The organism is Luteolibacter rhizosphaerae, from assembly GCF_025950095.1.
GTDB lineage: Bacteria > Verrucomicrobiota > Verrucomicrobiia > Verrucomicrobiales > Akkermansiaceae > Haloferula > Haloferula rhizosphaerae.
Genome location: NZ_JAPDDR010000005.1, coordinates 367657 through 383730, shown reverse-complemented (window position 1 = coordinate 383730; position 16074 = coordinate 367657). Strand labels below are relative to the sequence as shown.

Below are 16074 nucleotides of genomic sequence, written 5' to 3'. Positions count from 1 at the left end.
CGTGAGGTGGCGAGGTTCGAAGCTCAGTGTTGGACCGCGAAATCGGGGGACACGGCGATCAGGTGAAGGATGGCGCGGACTCGGTTACGTCGCTGGGTTTCCGTGGGAGCGGCAGCGGTGTAGGCGATGTTCGTCGTGTTCGTGGTGAAGTTGTAGATCTCATCCTCCATCGCCGTGCTCATCTGGCCGGCGAGTAGGACCTTCGAGAACTCGCGGATCAACGCGCGCAGGTTCGCATCATTGGTCCAGTAATCGCTGCCACTGGTCCTGGCACCCATCCAGGGGGAGAAGTCCATCATCATGTCATGGGCACCCGCCTTGAAATGGTTGAAACCATTCGTGTAGGTGGAAGACGATGTCGTGCTGGTGGCGTGCGAGTAGATGCCGCCAAAGAGGAAGTTCGCTTGGCGGATCACATTAGTGTCCGAACTGATCTGGAACTCCGGAGTGATCAGGCCGTTCGCGGCCAAGGTGCCCGGGAACTGGTAATCCGGCTCGAAGAAATTGAAGACCGTGGGTGCGCGCAGCGGGGTCTGACCGAGATCGGTGTCGGTGCTGCTGACATTCCAATCAGAGTAGCCGGACACCGCGATATCGGAGGCCGAGCCGCCACGATCCAGCACGGGGGTCACGGCACCGGCATGGAAGGTGCCCGAGCGACCGGTGAGAGTGGATACGACCCCGCTATCCGGCGTGAGGGTGAAGCGCCGCGGTTCGCCCTCCGCGATCGACGCGATGGTATAGAGACCATCCGGCGGCATGGTTGTCTGGCCGGTGACCGGCTTGAAGGTCATGTGCAGTTTGTTGCCGACAGCTTGCTGCGGCAGGGTGCCGCAAGTGATCGTCAGCGTGGTCACGCCCGCGGTGTGGTTCTGCGTGTAGCTTCCACGCAACCATGCCACATCGCAATCCCCCGAGCGGGTCACGGCGTCCGGTGCGGTGACCGTGAAGGTCGAACTCGTGGGTGTGGCCAAGATGGAATAAACCCCGTTCTCCACCACGCCAGCACCACCGGTGCGGAAGCGGATGTAGACCGACTGGCCGGGATCGTAGTCGTAGGTCACCGGGGTGGTCACGGTGATCACATTGCCCGCCTGTGCCCAAGTCGAGCGATGGACGTCGCGGGTGCGGACGGCGAAGCTTGTTGCAGTCGGAGCGATGGCCGAGGTGACCGAGTAATCGCCATCCGTGCTCTTCACGCTCGGGCCGGAGAAGCCGAGCATGACCTTCTGATTGTTGACCAAGCGGTGGACGGTCGGGGCCGTATCGACCGTGATCAGCCCGCCGTCTTGGGCATACAGGCCCGCGAAGTTGTTGTTCGGTTTGAAAGCGCGGACGAACTGCGTGACCCGGACGACCGGTTCACGTTGCTTGCCATAGCCGGGTGCGGATGCGGCCACGATCGAGCGGGCCTCGTAGTCGAGCAGGATGGCCTTGATCACGGCCTTCATGTCACCGCGAACGCCGGAGCCGTTGTCATTGAACTTGCTGACGACGCGATAGATGTAGCCGCGGCTGGGCGTCGAGGTGACCAAGCGCTGGATCAACTGCCGGCAGAGGAAAGGCCCCATATTCGGATGGTTGAAGAGCTGGTCGTGAACCCGATCGAGTTCTTGGCGGGCCAAGCCTTGGAAGCCCGGATCGGCAAGCACGGTGGTATTCGGCGTGGCGTAAGGATCGAGCGGGATGCCGCCGACTGCGGGGAGGCCGGGCAAGACGATGTTATTGAGGAGCCGCTTCCTACCGGTGAAGTGCCGCGCCGGAACCTCGCGCATCGGCTCGATCCAGTTCGATGAAGCGTTGAAGGAGGTCTTCAGATCACCTGTGTAACCATACTCCCAGCCGGTGAAAACATGGGCGTAGCCGATGATCTCTTCCTGCCCGTAAACCGGTATCGGCAAGCCATGGGAGTTCAGGATCATCGATCCGTCCGGATGCATGCGGTTCAAGCCGAGCGAGAAGAGCTGCAGGATCTCGCGGGCGTAGTTTTCGTTCGGAATACGGCCGGCAGTGAGACTCGGCTTGTCGTTCCGGAGCATGTCCAGATAGCGGCCCATGGCCGGATGGAGCGTGACCGCCTCGATCAGGTCACGGGCATTGCCGAAGGAATGCTCGAGCAACATGTCGTAGTAGTCCGAGAGGGCGTTCGCACGGTCATCGAGCGGGCCGTTTTCCGAGACGACCATGATCTCGCTGAGCGCGAAGGCCACGCGCTGGCGGAGTTGGTCGGGACCCTCGATCGAGTTCTTCCACCATGAGTTGAAGGTGAGGGTGCCCGGATACATCGGGCTGTTCGGATCGGTGACGGTCCGGAACTGCTCCACGAAGGGAAGATGCTTGGTAGCAGACTTCGCGAACTCGGCATTGATCCACGCATCGAAGGAAGCGGAACCTTGGAGGGCCGCGATGTCATTGGCATGAGGTCCGAAGGTTGCCTGCTGGAGGAAGCGGGCTGCCGCGGTGGCATTGGTGTGGGAAGCCGCTGGCTGAGTGGTCCAATCCGGCGGAGCGGGAGGCGCGGTGAAGGAGGAAGAACCGTCGAGCGGCTTGAAGTAGCCTTTGATCTCGCCGTTCATGTACTGAACGCTGTGCACGTTCAGGTAGGCATGTTGGGAGATGCCATCCGCGATTTGCTCCGCACTCAGGGTGCCTACCCCGGTGATGTGCCAGATATAGGAACCATCGGCCAGTTTCTCCACGCCCGGCTCATCGAGGTCGAAGACGATGTTCGAGGTGGGCGGCAAGCGGTCGTCATGCACATGCATGGCGAAGAAGTCCGAGCCGAGCCCGGTGAAATTCGGCCGGACCCATGCCGTGGTCTTGTCCGGAGACAGACGCAGGGTGCAGGAGCCATAAGCATTCGTGACCGCACCAGCCTGAGGCGTGAGCGAGGTGAAATAGAGCGTGCCATCCGGAGAGGACCCAAGGGCAACATCCTCAAAGCGGGTCAGCACGTGTCCCGGGACTACCACGGGAGTCGACGCCTCCGGTTGATCAGGGAGAACCCAGCCCAAGGCCAGATGGTCGCTGCCGGTGCCTTCCTTATGGCGGAGTTCAAGATAGTAGCGGCGCCCTCCTTCGAGACGCAGCAGGGGAGATTGCGCCGCGCCGCTCCAATCGGTCGCGATGACCGGAGTGGCAAGCTCGGCCCGCTTCCAGGAATTCACGGGCTCCTCGTCGTCGGAGAGATAGAACTCCGCGGCTTCATCCGCGCGCAGAAAGAAGCGATAGTCTCCGGACATCGGTGCGGTGAGGAAGCCGCGAATCCGGGCGCCGTAGTTGTCCGCGGAATTCGCGGGAGATTCCAAGGAGGTAAGCAGCGAGGTGGAGGTGGGTGGCGTGGTCAGCGGAATCTGCGAAACGCTAGAGCCATTCACGCCTGTCCAGAGCTCCCGGGTGATGCCGCCGCTGGTCCCGATGACGGTGATCTCCAGGAAAGCGGAGCCGGAGCCGAAACCGTTCGTAGCCGTCATCAGCACGCGCCATGTGCCCGGGACTGAAGGCGTGCCCGAGATCAGGCCGCTGAGCGGATCAATGGAAAGCCCGGGCGGGAGGTTGCTGGCAGCATATCCAGTCGGTCGCCCGCTGGCATTGATGCTGTAGTTGAAGTCCGGCCCGCCGATGAAGGTCATGGCATCGTAGGGCCCGAAAATTTTCGGCGCGGTATTCGGGAAGAGCCGGGTCTGGGGGACCACTTGCTTCGCTTGGCTGGCGGACTGCCAGGAAAGGATGGCACGGTGACCGCCGGTGTTGTTGTAGTGCTCGAAGACGATCGGATAGCGCTTGCCGCCTTCGAGAGGAACGACTGCCGACGCTTCACCGGAAAGAGGGATGGCAGGCGGCCAGTTGTTGATGACGAGCTGGCCATTGATCCAGATCCGGCAGGTTTCATTCGCGTTACCGAAGATCGTGTAGGCTTGGGAGAACTCCGGCAGGATCTCGCCGGTCCAGCGGCTGGAGAAATAGTTCGACGTGGTGCCGGAGACCGTGATTGGCGCACCAGGCCAAGCCCCGCTGGTGCCGCCATTGTCGAAATTGATCTGCGGATCAACGCGGCTGATCTGCGGCGTGCCGGTGAAGTAGGGAGCATTCGCCGTGGTGCCGGGATGCTTCCAGAACTCCGCGAAGAGCCCGGTTCCATTTGCTTGGATGCGGTCATGGATCAACACGGACGCGCTGACCTGCGTGCCCAAGGAGTAGGAAGCACCGGAGCCAAGGGTGAGCTGCACCGATTCATCCGATTCGACCACGCTGTCCGGGAGCGGTGTGACGGTCACAATGAGCTCCTTCACCGCCAAGGGCAGCACGATGGTGGAGGGAAGCGCGGTGAAATCCGAGGCGGAGGCCGAGCCGCCGGTAGAGAGATTCACCACCGTGCGTGCGATACCCGCCCTGCGCTTGATCACGAAGCTCGCGGTATCGGAGGAGGGGGCCGTGGCAGGCTCCGTCCCTTCCTCGTCGTTCACGGCGACCGAAATCTCCGGGGTGCCTTGGAGTTCCTCCGTGAGCTGTTCGATCTCGGTCTTTCCGCAGGCGCAATCGGCGCCGCAATTGCAATTCGTGCCGCAGCCGCAGGAGGTGGCGTGATCCACGTTCGGATCATGGCCGGCTTGGATCTCCTCCCAGTCCGTGAGTCCGTCGCCATCGGTATCCACGTCGGCCGCGACTACCCGGAAGAAAGTTTTCGGCGTGGCCGGGCGAGGGGTGGTAGCCGTCAACTCGCCGCCGGTGCCGGAATGCAACCCGGGGATGGGCTGCCAGCTACCGGCGACCGCAGGAGTCGGTGTGGCCTGCAGTTGGTAGCGCTTCCCGTTCTGGGAATCCCAGCGCAGCACCAGATCATTCCCCGAGAGGGCGATCGAGCCGATGGCGAAGATATCCTCCGGAGCCAAAGGGTCGGTGCCGGCCTCGCATTCCTCAAGATTGGTGCGGCCGTCTCCGTCCGGATCAGCGGACGGAACGAGGACGGCGGGCTTGAACTTCGCCTCCCAGACATCGCCTAGACCATTCGAGTCAAGGTCGAGATCGGCGCGGGCAATGGCGACGAGGCAAGATACGAACGCGAGAAGGCGTGCGGCGGTTTTCATGGCGGCTGGCTGGCGAGACCGATCCGCGGGGGGATGCCGGGCCTCGGGAGCAGGTCGACATCGGAGCAGGAGTGAGCGGTGAATCGGATGCCAGAAGCGGCGGGCGATGGCGAGAGGAAAGTCTCCCTTCCCCAAAAATCGGCGGGGACTGACTATTTTTGCGGATCTGCCATGGATAGAACCGCAATGACCGGGTGATGGTCGGATCCCATCCGGTCGGGGTGAACCTGCCTCTGCTCCCCCAGCCAGTCCGGGCTGGCGAGAATGTGATCGATGGGCAACCGGATGCCTGAACTACTCCATGTTCCTTGAAGGCCGCGACCGAGCGCTGTATCCTCCAGCTTTCCTCTTTCGAGGAAGCGCCCAAACCACGGAGAGAAGGGTGTGCAATTGAGATCGCCCGCGACGATCACAGGCAAGGGTGACATGGCCGACACCGAGGCGATCCGATCATACTGCTCATTCCTCTCCAGAAACCGCGGGCCGGAGCGCGGTGTGCGAGGATGCATGCCGACGAAGCGGACCGGGCCAAGCGGGGTGTGGATGATCACCGAGATCCAGGGCTTGTTCTTGGCGAGACCTTCGGGATCGGGCTGATCCAGCGGATGGCGGCTGAGCAACCACATGCCCTCCGCGCCATCGCGGCGGCTGTGGATTCGGTGGGGATAGGTCCGCTCCAAAGGCTCCAGAAACTTCATCCATTCAGAGGTGCACTCCGTTAGGAGCAGCACATCTTCGTTTCCGGTCTGGAGCCAAGCTAATGCATCGCTCTTGTCGGGATTCTCCCATAGTAAGTTCCAAGCGGTGACCTTGAAGGAGAGCCCTTTGCTGCTCCCGGCCGCGACGGCCGGGGATGGCGTCCAGTAAGGCAGCAGAGGTCGAGTTGCCATCACGGCGGCGATCAATGCCAGCAACGAGGTCAGGCGACGCTTGTCCCGGGCAAAGCCCAGCGTAAGAAGCAACAAGAGACCAATCCACCAAAGACGGAAATGGCTCATTCGCTCGATCTGGCTGGACCAGATCCCCAGCGGAGACCCGATCGTGCCGAGGAGCGCAGCCGCAAGTGCGACGAGAGGAAGCGCGCCTCCGATCCGCCGAATGAAATCAGGAGGCTTCATTTGAGACATGCTCCGCTGCCAAGCGGTTCCGGGTCAAGATAAGGCCCGAAAGAGAAGCGCCCCTCCGGCTTGTCCGAACCGGAGGGGCGAAAACACCATCATCAACTTTGAAGCCAGAATCAACGCTGGGGTGTTGATTCAACCGAATCCGCCGCAACGGTGGCGCATTGCGGCGGGGAGCGCTATCCCGTCATCACGTAGGACCTGACTCGCGAGGCATCCGTGTCATTGGCCCCGGTGATATTGACCTTCACAGGGGCTCACAAGATAACATGTCACCATGCCCGCCCGATCTTATCCCGGTTCATTGGTCGCAGTTCTCGCGGCTCTCGCCTGCAGCGGATGGGTCGTCGCCTGGCAAAGCTCCCGGCGAGATGAGCAGGATAAAGACGCAAGTGCCAAGGAGGAGCAGGGCGGTCCACGGACCCGCCCTAGGAGTTACGGGCGCGACGGTTCCGTGGCGAAACTCGTTGCGGATCCGGCGACCTCCCGCCTGCTGGCCACCTTCGACGAACTCGCTTCCGGAACTACCACCGGCGAGCCGAACAAGAAGCTGGTCGAAGCCTGCCGCGGCACGCTGATGGATAACGACGGTGCGCGGCGCAGCCGGAATTTCGCCCTCTTGCTGGAGCTCGCGCGTGCGGAGGACGCCCCCGCGATCCATGCGATGTTCGCGGAGCTTCATCAGGAGGGGAGGGCTTTCGATGAATACAAGACCTTCGCGATGCGCTGGGGCATGGTGGCCCCCACCGAGGCTATGGAGTTTCTCAAAACCCAGCACCAGAACGGCATTGTCCCTCGTGGCGATCTCAGGGCGATTGCCTTCGGCTGGGGGCGGGTGGATCCGGATGCCGCGCTCAAGTGGATGAACGAGAATCCCGGCGAGGCGGAGAGATTCGGCGGGAATGCCGCCGTGGTGGACGGGTGGCTGAAGACGGATCCCGTCGCCGCGGCAGGGTGGGTGGCAGCCAACGGGAAAAACCTGGATCCCAATACCTATCTCGAATGCGTGCGCTGGGGTTTCTCCGCGCAGATCTTCTCCGCGAATACCGATCTCGCCGGCGCTGCGGCTTGGCTGTCGGCTCTGCCGGATGACGAGATCTCGAGCGCTGCGGCCGAGAACGCTTGGGGGCAGATCCAATGGGCCCTGGGCGAACTCAGCTACGACAAGTCCGCGGAACTGTGGGGAAAGGTCGGCAACGAGCCTTGGATGGGCTTCGAGCAGTTCGTCCGCTTTAGCGGCGCGTCGTCGACCAACAAGTCGGCGGACCGGGGTGTGGACGGGTTTCTGGATGCCTTGGGCCGGAACTGGCCGGAAGACAAAGTCTCAAGCCAGTTCGAACATTGGTCCGAAGGAGGCTCTCCCGAGGTGGAGGAGTGGCTGGCCGGAGCGCCCTCGACGCCGGTGACGAAGGCTGCGATCCGCGGGTTGATCCGGAGCCTGGAGAAAAGCAATCCGGATGCGGTGGCAAGCTGGACGCAGAGGCTGGGCGAGTGATTCAGGTGTCAACCGGGCATGGTCATGAATCCGGTCTCATCCAGCGGCATCATGGGATTCCATGCCACCTCCCAGTGGTGTCCATCGGGATCGGTGAAGTAGCCGCTGTGGCCGCCCCAGAAGACGTCTTGGGCGGGCTTGACGATCCGGCCTCCGGCACGTTCCGCCTCGGCGAGGACGGCAGCGACTTCCTCCTTGGTGCGGACATTGTGGGCGATGGTGATGCCGCTAAAACCGCCGCTGGCGGGCCGGGTGTCCGGGGAGATGTCCTCGCAAAGAGCATGCAGGCCGTAGAGACCGAGCTTGGTACCGGAGAGATCGAAGAAGGCGACGCCATCGCCGTCCTTGTAGGTGGTGGGCCAGCGTAGACCATCGCGATAAAAGGCGACGGAGCGGGCGAGATCGGCAACGCCAAGGGTGAGAAGGGTGATGCGGGGTTCCATGCTTTTGGGCGGAAGTGTGGGAGGCTGGCGTGTATGGCGTCGATCTCCTTTCGCGGCACTGGACGGGGCGGGGGCGGGATGGCATGAAGCGGCCATGTCCGACGTGCTGTTCATCCGCCAGGTCCGCGTGGTTTCCGAAGATTCGCCCGAGTTCCGGGATGCCGACGTGCTGGTGGAGAACGGCAGCTTCAAGGCGGTCGGGGCGGGGCTCAGCGTTCCAGAAGGGGCGAAGGTGATCGAGGGCCGGGGGCGACTGCTGATGCCTGCGATGTTCGATGCCCACGTGCACTTCCGCGAGCCGGGCTTCGAGGCGAAGGAGGACATCGCGAGCGGCACGGAGGCGGCGATCAACGGCGGGATCACGGGCGTGGTGATGATGCCGAATACCTCTCCGGCGATCGATTCCGCCACGGTGGTGAAGATGGTTTTGGACAAGGCGAAGGCGGTTTCGCGGATCCCGGTTTACACCTCCGGCTGCATCACGAAGGGCCGCGAGGGCAAGGAACTGGCGGCCATCGATGGCATGCGCAGCCTGGGAGTGAAGATGCTGACCGATGACGGTGACGGCGTGGGCGATGCCGCGGTGCTCTACCGGGCGATGCAGTATGCGAGCGAGTTCGGGATGTTTTTTGCAAGCCATTGCGAAGTCCACGAGCTGGCGGGTCCGCGTGCTTTGAACGACGGGCCGATGGCTTACCGGCTCGGGATCAAGGGCAGCCCCGCCTGCGCGGAGGAGATCATGCTGGACCGGGATATCCGGCTGGCGCATGCGACCGGCGCGCACATCCACATCCAGCATGTCTCCAGCAAGCTGGGGATGGAAACGATCAAGTGGTGGAAGGAGCGCGGAGACGTGAAGGTGACCGCTGAGGTGGCACCGCATCACCTGATGTTCATCGATGAGGACATCGGCGACTACGACACCCACTACAAGATGAACCCGCCACTGCGCACGCGGGCGGACAACGAGGCTCTGTTAGAGGGATTGAAGAGCGGTGTCTTCGACTTGCTGGCGACCGACCACGCGCCGCATACGCCCTTTGAGAAGGCGCAGGATTTCGTGAGCGCGCCGAACGGGATCACCGGGATGGATACCGCGCTGGTGTCGATGTATGACCGCTTCATTTCGCGGGGAGAGCTGGGCTGGGATGTGCTGGTGAAGCGCTATTCCGCCGAGCCGCGTCGCCTGATGGGGCTGGAAGCGGTGCCGGTGGAGGAAGGGAAGTTCGCCGAATTCATTCTCTTCGATCCCGAGGGCAGCACGACCTTCACGGCGGAGTTCATGAAGTCGAAGAGCCGTAACACGCCCTTCCTCGACAAGACGCTGAAAGGGAGTGTGGATCTGGTAGTGCGCGGTGGAGAGATCCTACTGGAGCGCTGATTTACCAAAGGAGTATGGGACTCCAGCTGTGAGGGATGTCGCCGCCCGGGACGGTGCCAGCGACAGTAAGGTCGCTGCTCCTTAAAAGAAAGGCGCCGCCCCTTGCGAGGCGGCGCCTCTGAGTGAAGGCCGGATCAGCCTTGGTCGATCGTCTTCTCCGTGGCGGAGTCGATGATCAGGAAGCGCTCGCGGTGGAGCGATGGATCCGAGCGGAAGATGAGGCGGCCGGAGTGCTGGCGCTCTAGCTCGACGAGGTGCTTGCCGTCTTCGGTCTTGAAGCGGGTGAGCACGTCGGGGTTGACCACGATGACGAGGTCGCCCGCTTGGTCGCGGTGTTTGTTGATGACGGTCACGATGCGACGCTGGATCTCGACGCTCATGGTCATCGGGGTCTTCACGCGGCCGCGGCCCTGGCAATAGGGGCAGGGCTCGAACATGGTGTCGCGCAGCGACTCATTCAGGCGCTGGCGAGTCATCTCCATCAGGCCGATGGAGGAGATCTGCAGGACTTGGGTCTTGGCCTTGTCCTTCTTGAGGCGATCCTTCATCGCCTTGTAGACGGCCTGCTGGTCCTTGCGGTGGCGCATGTCGATGAAGTCGACCACGACCAAACCGCCGATGTTGCGCAGGCGGAGCTGGCGGGCGACTTCCTGGGCGGCCTCGACGTTGGTCTCGAAGATCATCTTGTCGACGTCCTTCGAGCCGCGGTTGCGGCCGGTGTTCACGTCGATGGAGATGAGGGCTTCGGTTTCATCGATCACGATATAACCGCCGCAGGGCAGCCAGACCTGGCGGGAGAAGGCCTCGTCGATCTGCTTCTGGATATTCACCGCCTCGAAGATCGGCTGCGAGGTCGGCAGATGATGGATGCGGCGCTTGGCGCGGCGCGACACCTTGCCGGCGATTTCGCGGATGAACTCGGTGGTTTCCGCGCTGTCGCAGAGCACTTGGTCGACTTCATCGGTGAGGAAGTCGCGGGCGGTGCGCTCGATCAGGCCGGGCTCTTGGAACACGCAGAGGGGAGCCGGGCCGGAGTCGCGCTTGTCTTCCACCGCACCCCACTGCTCAAGCAACATGGCGAGGTCGCGGACGAAGTGGCGGGCACGGGTGCCGTGAGCCACGGTGCGCATGATGATGCCCATACCTTCCGGCACGCTGAGCTTCTGCATGATCTTGCGCAGGCGCAGGCGCTCCTTCGGGTCCTCGATCTTGCGGGAGATGCCGAACTGCTCGGTGAAGGGCATGAGCACCAGGTAACGACCGGCCAAGGAGATATTCGTGGTGACACGCGGGCCCTTGGTGCCGATCGGCCCCTTGGACACCTGGATCATGATCTCCGAGCCGATCGGGTAGATGCTCGGGATGTCCTTGGAGGTGATCTTCTGCTGTTGCTTCTTCTTGTTGCTGCTCGCGCGCTCGATCTCTTCGAGACCGGCATCGAGAGCGGCAGGGATGGCGTCCCAGAAGTGGAGGAAGGCGTTTTTGTCGAGGCCGATGTCGACGAACATGGCCTTGAGGCCCGGTTCGATGTTCTTCACGCGGCCTTTGAAGATACCGCCGACGATGTTCTGTTCGCCTTCGCGCTCGACGGTGTATTCTTCCAGGACGCCGTTATCGAGGAGGGCGACGCGTCGCTCCAAGCGTTCGACATTGACGATAACCGTGTTGCCCTCCTTGGGGTTCGGTCGCCCGATTCCAAGGAAGCGTTTGATTTTCTGAATCATGGATTTGTTAAGACAGGAGGTGGGAAAGGGGATTAGCGGTTGCGCTTGGCGGGCTCCTGCTTCTTGCGAGGAGCCACGGTGCCTTCGGCGTCCGCTTCGAGAGTGATGGTGGGGCTGGGGGCTACTGCGGGTTGATCGTTCTCGGGGTTGCCGGGGACGATGCCGGCCGCTGCGGCGGCGTCGGCAGCTTCGTCGCCGGTCTCGCCGTCGTCCTGGGTGACATCGATCGCGGCGAGGACGTCTTCGGGAAGCGGGATCTCGTCAATGGCTTCCAGCTTGCCGGGGACCGGGTCGAGAGGGTGGAGGGGAAGCTTCATCCCTTCATCACGGGAGAAGAGGCCGCGCATCACGAGGTGGACGAGCGGACCGCAGACCTTGCCGCCGGACTTGCCGTCGTGCACGAAGATGACCACGGCGTAGCGCGGGTCTTCATAGGGGCCGAAGGCCATGGTCCATGAATTGTGGCGCTGGTAGCTGCCCACCATCTCGGCCTGCGCGGTGCCGGTCTTCGCGGCGATCTCGTAGCCGGGGATCTTCACTCGGCCGGCGGTGCCGCGTTGCTCGTTGACCGCCTTCCACATGCCCTTGCGGATGAACTCGATGTCCGAGGCCTTGATGCCTTCCTTGACCAAGTCCACCTTGAGCCGCGGAGCGTCCTCGACCAGCACGTTGCCTCTTTGGTCGACGGCTTTCTTCACGAGGCGGGGGTGATAGTAGCGACCGCCATTGGCGACGCTGCAGATCATGGCGCAAAGCTGAAGCGGCGTAGCGAGCGAGTTGCCCTGGCCGATGGCGGCGAAGCCCATGTTCACGCCTTCAGCCTTTTCGTTGGGGTTCTTGCGGCGCCATGCGCGGTTGCCGATGATCATGCCGGGGTATTCGCCAGGCAAGGGGACACCGGTCTTCTCGCCAAAGCCGAGCATCCTGAAGCCCTCGTTCATCTTCGTGGGGCCGAGCGAACCCGCGAGCTGCATGAAGTAAGGGTTGCAGGAAACCTGGATGGCCTCGGGCAGGCTAAGCGAGCCATGGCTGCCACCGCTCTGCTTGGCGATCCAGCAGCGCACGGCCATCGAGCCGTAGCGCACGGAACCGCTGCAGTTGTAGTTGTTGGTAGCCTTGCCGTAGATCGCCCCGACCAGGGCGGTCGGGATCTTGAAGGTCGAGCCCGGCGAGAAAGCGCTGATCGAGCGGTCGATCATCGGGTGGAGCTTGTTCTCGTCGTATTCCTTCTTTTTGGCGACCGTGATACTAGGAACGTAGTCGTTCGGGTCGTAGTCGGGGATCGAGGCCATGGCCAGGATCTCGCCGGTGCGGACGTCCATCACCACGCCGGAAGCGACGCCGGCACGCCGGAGGACATTTGAAAGGAGGTACTGGACCTCGGCATCGATGGTCAGGGTCACCTCGGCGCCGGTCCCGGGCTCCTGGGCATCGACAAGCTCCCCGATGATCTTGCCCTTCTCGTTCTTGACGATGGTCTTCCAGCCCTCGGCACCGTCCGGATTGTCGGCAGTCACCCCGCGCAGCATGTCGTCGAGGGTCGCTTCGACGCCGGCCACGCCGACATCATCGCCCACATACTGATAGCCGAACTTGTTGTAGGCGTCTTCGGGAATGTCGCCCTTCGCCCACTGGCGGAGATAGCCGAGCGTGTGGCAAGAGAGCGCCTTGTAGGGATATTCCCGCTGCGGGCGGACATTGAGGTAAACGCCGGGCAGCTCGAGCGAGTGTTCCGCGAAGCGCGCGAACTGCTCGTAGTCGATGTCCGTGGTGTAGGTGAAAGGTACAAGTCCGCCGTGGGTCTTGTAGTGGCTGACGAGGGCCTTGGAGTTGAAGTCCTTCGCGAGACCCAGATCCTGGAGCGGGGGGATGATCCGCTTCTTCACGATGGTCAGGATGTCCGCTTCCTTGCGGGTGCGCTTCATCCCTTTTTCCCAAGCGGCCACCTCCACCACCGGGCCGTCGCTCTGCTGCAGACGATAGGCGTCGTGGATTTCCTGGAGATTGAACGAGACCTCATACTTGCGCTTGTTTCGCGCCAACTCGACCCCGTGGCGGTCCTTGATGATGCCGCGGACACCGGGTTCGCGGACCGTGATCTGGCGAGGGCCGGGGACGTCCTTCTGGAACTCCTCGCGCTTCTCGATCTGGAACTCGTAAAGACGACCGAGAAGGACCCCGAAGCCGCCCAACACAAGCGCGGTAAGCAGGTAAACCCGGAGACGATAACGAGGTTCGATGATCATGCCAAAGTGCGTCGACGACGCGGTTTCTTTTTCAAGCCCTCGAACCTGATCTCATACCCGAACTTCTCCGCGATCTGGAACAGGATCCAGAACACGACGGGCGAGAACAGCATCGTGAGCACCGAGGTGAATACGATCTGGAACAGGGTCGCGCGGGGGAAACGGAAATCCCCGCGGACGAAATTGATGATGAGGAATTCCGCGACCAGATAGATGAAGATCGAGACCCCCACGAGGAAGGTCGAGAATTGCCACTTGCCCTGGCGGAACAGGGGCTGGATGCCCTGCATCAGGTAGCCGATCAGACCGTAGAGCACGATCGAGTAGCCGAAGCGCAAGGATTCCGCGGGATACTTGTAGACCTCCGGATCCCCCCCCGCCGGACCTAGCGCTCCCTGTGCGTCCCAAAGGAATCCGCAGATGAAAGCCAGCGCCAGCATCACCGGCGGTCCGACCGTGACCGAAGCGCAGAGGAAGACCAGCGTGACCAGCAGCAAGCGCGAGTTGTAGACCCCGGTCAGCGCAGGGATGAACTGCTGCGCCACAAGGGCGAACAGGATCATCAGGAGTATGCTGAGGGAGTAACGGATCACGGCATCAGATCATGGCAGCGGAAGGAGGAATACCGTGCCCAGATCCGTGAAATCGACCGATGGTCGGACCAAAGCTTCGGTATCCAGCGTGCCGGGTTCAACCGACTCGATGGTGCCCACCAGAACATTCGCGGGAAACAGTCCCCCGAGGCCGGTGGTGAACACGCGGGTGCCCGGACTGATCCGGGCCTTCGCGGAAAGGAAACGGAGACGGAGCAGGGGCTCCCTCTCATATTGCCCGCGCTGGCCGCTGAGGATGCCCACTTCGGGCGTCCCCTCGACCTGCACGGATACCTGACATGCTTCGTCGGTGAGAAGAATCACCGAGGAAAGTTTATCGCCTACCCGGTCGACCTTCCCGACCAAGCCGCCATCGGCGACGACCGGTTGGTGGACCGCCACGCCGCCCTCGCTACCGCGATCAATCTCGACCGTCTGCCACCAGGTGGTGGGCTGACGCCGGATCACGCGGGCCGCACTGGCTTTGAAATCCATCCGCTTCTGGAAATCGAGCGCACGCCGCAGACGGGCATTCTCGGCATCCACCTCGAGGGAGTGGGCCTCCACCTGCTTGAGGCGTTCGTAGTCGGTGCGGATGATGCGGAGCTCTTCCTCCAGCTTCTTCGAGTGATCGACCTCATCGAGGAAGGTGCGGGCTTCCGTCTCCATGGTGGAGCCCGCATTGAGGAATGGCGTGAGCCAGGAGTAGTAGGTGCGCTGGATCTCACGGACCGTACGCTCACTTCTGGTGAGCGCCCAAGCGGCGCCCCAGAGAAAGAGCAGGAATGCGAGAAGATTGAGCGGCCTCATGGCGAGGAGCGCCCGGCGATGCCGGTCAGGTCAGTAGTGGGATGATGTGGTCACCCGCTTCAGCACCTCGATCTCCTGAAGCATCTTGCCGGTACCTTCCGCCACCGCGCTGAGAGGATCCTCGGCGACGTGCACGGGCAGTCCGGTTTCTTCCCGGAGAAGGCGGTCCAAGCCACGGAGGAGTGCTCCGCCCCCGGCCAGCACGATTCCCCGGTCCACGAGGTCGGCGGCGAGTTCCGGCGGGCAGCGCTCGAGCGTCGTGCGCACGGCGTCCACGATGGTCGAAAGCGGATCTGACATGGCCTCGCGGATTTCCTGCGAGGTGATGGTGATGGTTTTCGGCAGGCCGGCGACAAGGTCGCGGCCCTTCACGTCCATGGTGATTTCCTTCGGCAGCGGTGCTGCCGAGCCGAGGCGGATCTTGATGTCCTCCGCGGTGCGTTCCCCGATCATCAGGTTATACGCGCGCTTCATGTAGGACACGATCGCTTCGTCCAGCTCATCGCCCGCGGTGCGGACGGAACGGGCGAAGACGATGCCGCCGAGAGAGATGAGGGCGACCTCAGTGGTGCCACCGCCGATGTCCACGATCATGTTACCGGAGGCATCCATGACCGGTAGGCCCACCCCGATCGCGGCAGCCATCGGCTCCTCGACGATGTGGACCTCGCGGGCGCCCGCTTGCTCGGCGGATTCGCTGACGGCGCGGCGCTCCACCTCGGTGATGCCGGAGGGCACCGCGATGACCACGCGGGGATTGTTGCGGCGGCGATTGTTGTTCGCCTTGCGGATGAAGTGCCGGAGCATGGCCTCGGTCACTTCGAAATCCGCGATCACCCCGTCCTTGAGGGGGCGGATCGCGACGATATTGCCCGGTGTGCGCCCGAGCATGCGCTTGGCATCGTCTCCGACAGCAAGCACCTCATTGGTGCCTGCCTTGACCGCGACCACCGAGGGCTCGCGGAGTACAATTCCTTGGTCCTTAACGTTGACGAGTGTATTTGCAGTGCCGAGGTCGATGCCGATGTCGTTGGAAAACCAGCTTCCGAATAAGCGAGAAAACATTCTGGTGGCGAGCGATTTGGAAAAGGTGAGTGACGGTCTGCACTACCCCGGCGCGGCACCGTCCGCCGTTTGTCGAGGAGCGAAAAACTTAAGCATTCCGAATATTCCG

At 62.6% G+C, this 16074-nt stretch carries 10 protein-coding genes; 2 read left to right on the top strand and 8 right to left on the bottom strand.

Features of this window, described 5'->3' with window-relative positions; genetic code table 11:
- Positions 1-23 precede the first annotated feature (23 nt).
- Together OJ996_RS11855 and OJ996_RS11850 are read right to left on the bottom strand one after the other, a co-directional pair.
- The gene (locus OJ996_RS11855) at positions 24-5087 is read right to left on the bottom strand and encodes a DUF1800 family protein (protein WP_264513800.1); all 5064 of its coding nucleotides are present in this window, start codon (positions 5085-5087) and stop codon (positions 24-26) included.
- Between the two features lie 152 nt (positions 5088-5239).
- Positions 5240-6205 (bottom strand): endonuclease/exonuclease/phosphatase family protein, encoded by a 966-nt coding sequence (locus OJ996_RS11850; RefSeq protein ID WP_264513799.1) that lies wholly within the window; start codon positions 6203-6205, stop codon positions 5240-5242.
- A 457-nt stretch (positions 6206-6662) separates the two neighbouring features.
- Here OJ996_RS11850 and OJ996_RS11845 point away from each other — a divergent pair, with 457 nt between their 5' ends.
- On the top strand, positions 6663-7703 hold the full coding sequence (locus OJ996_RS11845; protein ID WP_264513798.1) for a hypothetical protein: 1041 nt from the start codon (positions 6663-6665) through the stop codon (positions 7701-7703).
- Between the two features lie 8 nt (positions 7704-7711).
- Here the strand turns inward: OJ996_RS11845 and OJ996_RS11840 are convergent, their stop codons facing one another.
- Positions 7712-8146: a VOC family protein gene (locus tag OJ996_RS11840; RefSeq protein WP_264513797.1), complete on the bottom strand. Its 435-nt coding sequence runs from the start codon at positions 8144-8146 to the stop codon at positions 7712-7714.
- 94 nt (positions 8147-8240) lie between these two features.
- On the opposite strand from OJ996_RS11840, the gene OJ996_RS11835 reads away from it, so the two are divergent.
- Positions 8241-9527, top strand: a complete 1287-nt coding sequence (locus OJ996_RS11835) for a dihydroorotase (protein WP_264513796.1) — start codon at positions 8241-8243, stop codon at positions 9525-9527.
- A gap of 134 nt (positions 9528-9661) precedes the next feature.
- Here the strand turns inward: OJ996_RS11835 and OJ996_RS11830 are convergent, their stop codons facing one another.
- Genes OJ996_RS11830 through OJ996_RS11810 form a run of 5 tightly spaced genes read right to left on the bottom strand, consistent with a single transcriptional unit; the run spans position 9662 to position 15965 of the window.
- Positions 9662-11251, bottom strand: a complete 1590-nt coding sequence (locus tag OJ996_RS11830) for an Rne/Rng family ribonuclease (protein ID WP_264513795.1) — start codon at positions 11249-11251, stop codon at positions 9662-9664.
- A gap of 32 nt (positions 11252-11283) precedes the next feature.
- The gene (locus tag OJ996_RS11825) at positions 11284-13497 is read right to left on the bottom strand and encodes a peptidoglycan D,D-transpeptidase FtsI family protein (protein ID WP_264513794.1); all 2214 of its coding nucleotides are present in this window, start codon (positions 13495-13497) and stop codon (positions 11284-11286) included.
- Positions 13494-14090 (bottom strand): hypothetical protein, encoded by a 597-nt coding sequence (locus OJ996_RS11820; protein ID WP_264513793.1) that lies wholly within the window; start codon positions 14088-14090, stop codon positions 13494-13496. Before OJ996_RS11820 ends, OJ996_RS11825 begins: the two co-directional genes overlap by 4 nt.
- Positions 14091-14099: 9 nt before the next feature.
- A complete protein-coding gene (gene mreC, locus OJ996_RS11815; protein ID WP_264513792.1) occupies positions 14100-14900 on the bottom strand; it encodes a rod shape-determining protein MreC in 801 nt (266 codons plus the stop codon).
- A 30-nt stretch (positions 14901-14930) separates the two neighbouring features.
- A complete protein-coding gene (locus OJ996_RS11810; RefSeq protein WP_264513791.1) occupies positions 14931-15965 on the bottom strand; it encodes a rod shape-determining protein in 1035 nt (344 codons plus the stop codon).
- Positions 15966-16074 lie beyond the last annotated feature (109 nt).

Coding starts and splice junctions, on each gene's coding strand:
- OJ996_RS11855 (WP_264513800.1), bottom strand. CDS start 5,087: ATGAAAACCGCCGCACGCCTTCTCGCGTTCGTATCTTGCCTCGTCGCC.
- OJ996_RS11850 (WP_264513799.1), bottom strand. CDS start 6,205: ATGAAGCCTCCTGATTTCATTCGGCGGATCGGAGGCGCGCTTCCTCTC.
- OJ996_RS11840 (WP_264513797.1), bottom strand. CDS start 8,146: ATGGAACCCCGCATCACCCTTCTCACCCTTGGCGTTGCCGATCTCGCC.
- OJ996_RS11835 (WP_264513796.1), top strand. CDS start 8,241: ATGTCCGACGTGCTGTTCATCCGCCAGGTCCGCGTGGTTTCCGAAGAT.
- OJ996_RS11830 (WP_264513795.1), bottom strand. CDS start 11,251: ATGATTCAGAAAATCAAACGCTTCCTTGGAATCGGGCGACCGAACCCC.
- OJ996_RS11825 (WP_264513794.1), bottom strand. CDS start 13,497: ATGATCATCGAACCTCGTTATCGTCTCCGGGTTTACCTGCTTACCGCG.
- mreC (WP_264513792.1), bottom strand. CDS start 14,900: ATGAGGCCGCTCAATCTTCTCGCATTCCTGCTCTTTCTCTGGGGCGCC.
- OJ996_RS11810 (WP_264513791.1), bottom strand. CDS start 15,965: ATGTTTTCTCGCTTATTCGGAAGCTGGTTTTCCAACGACATCGGCATC.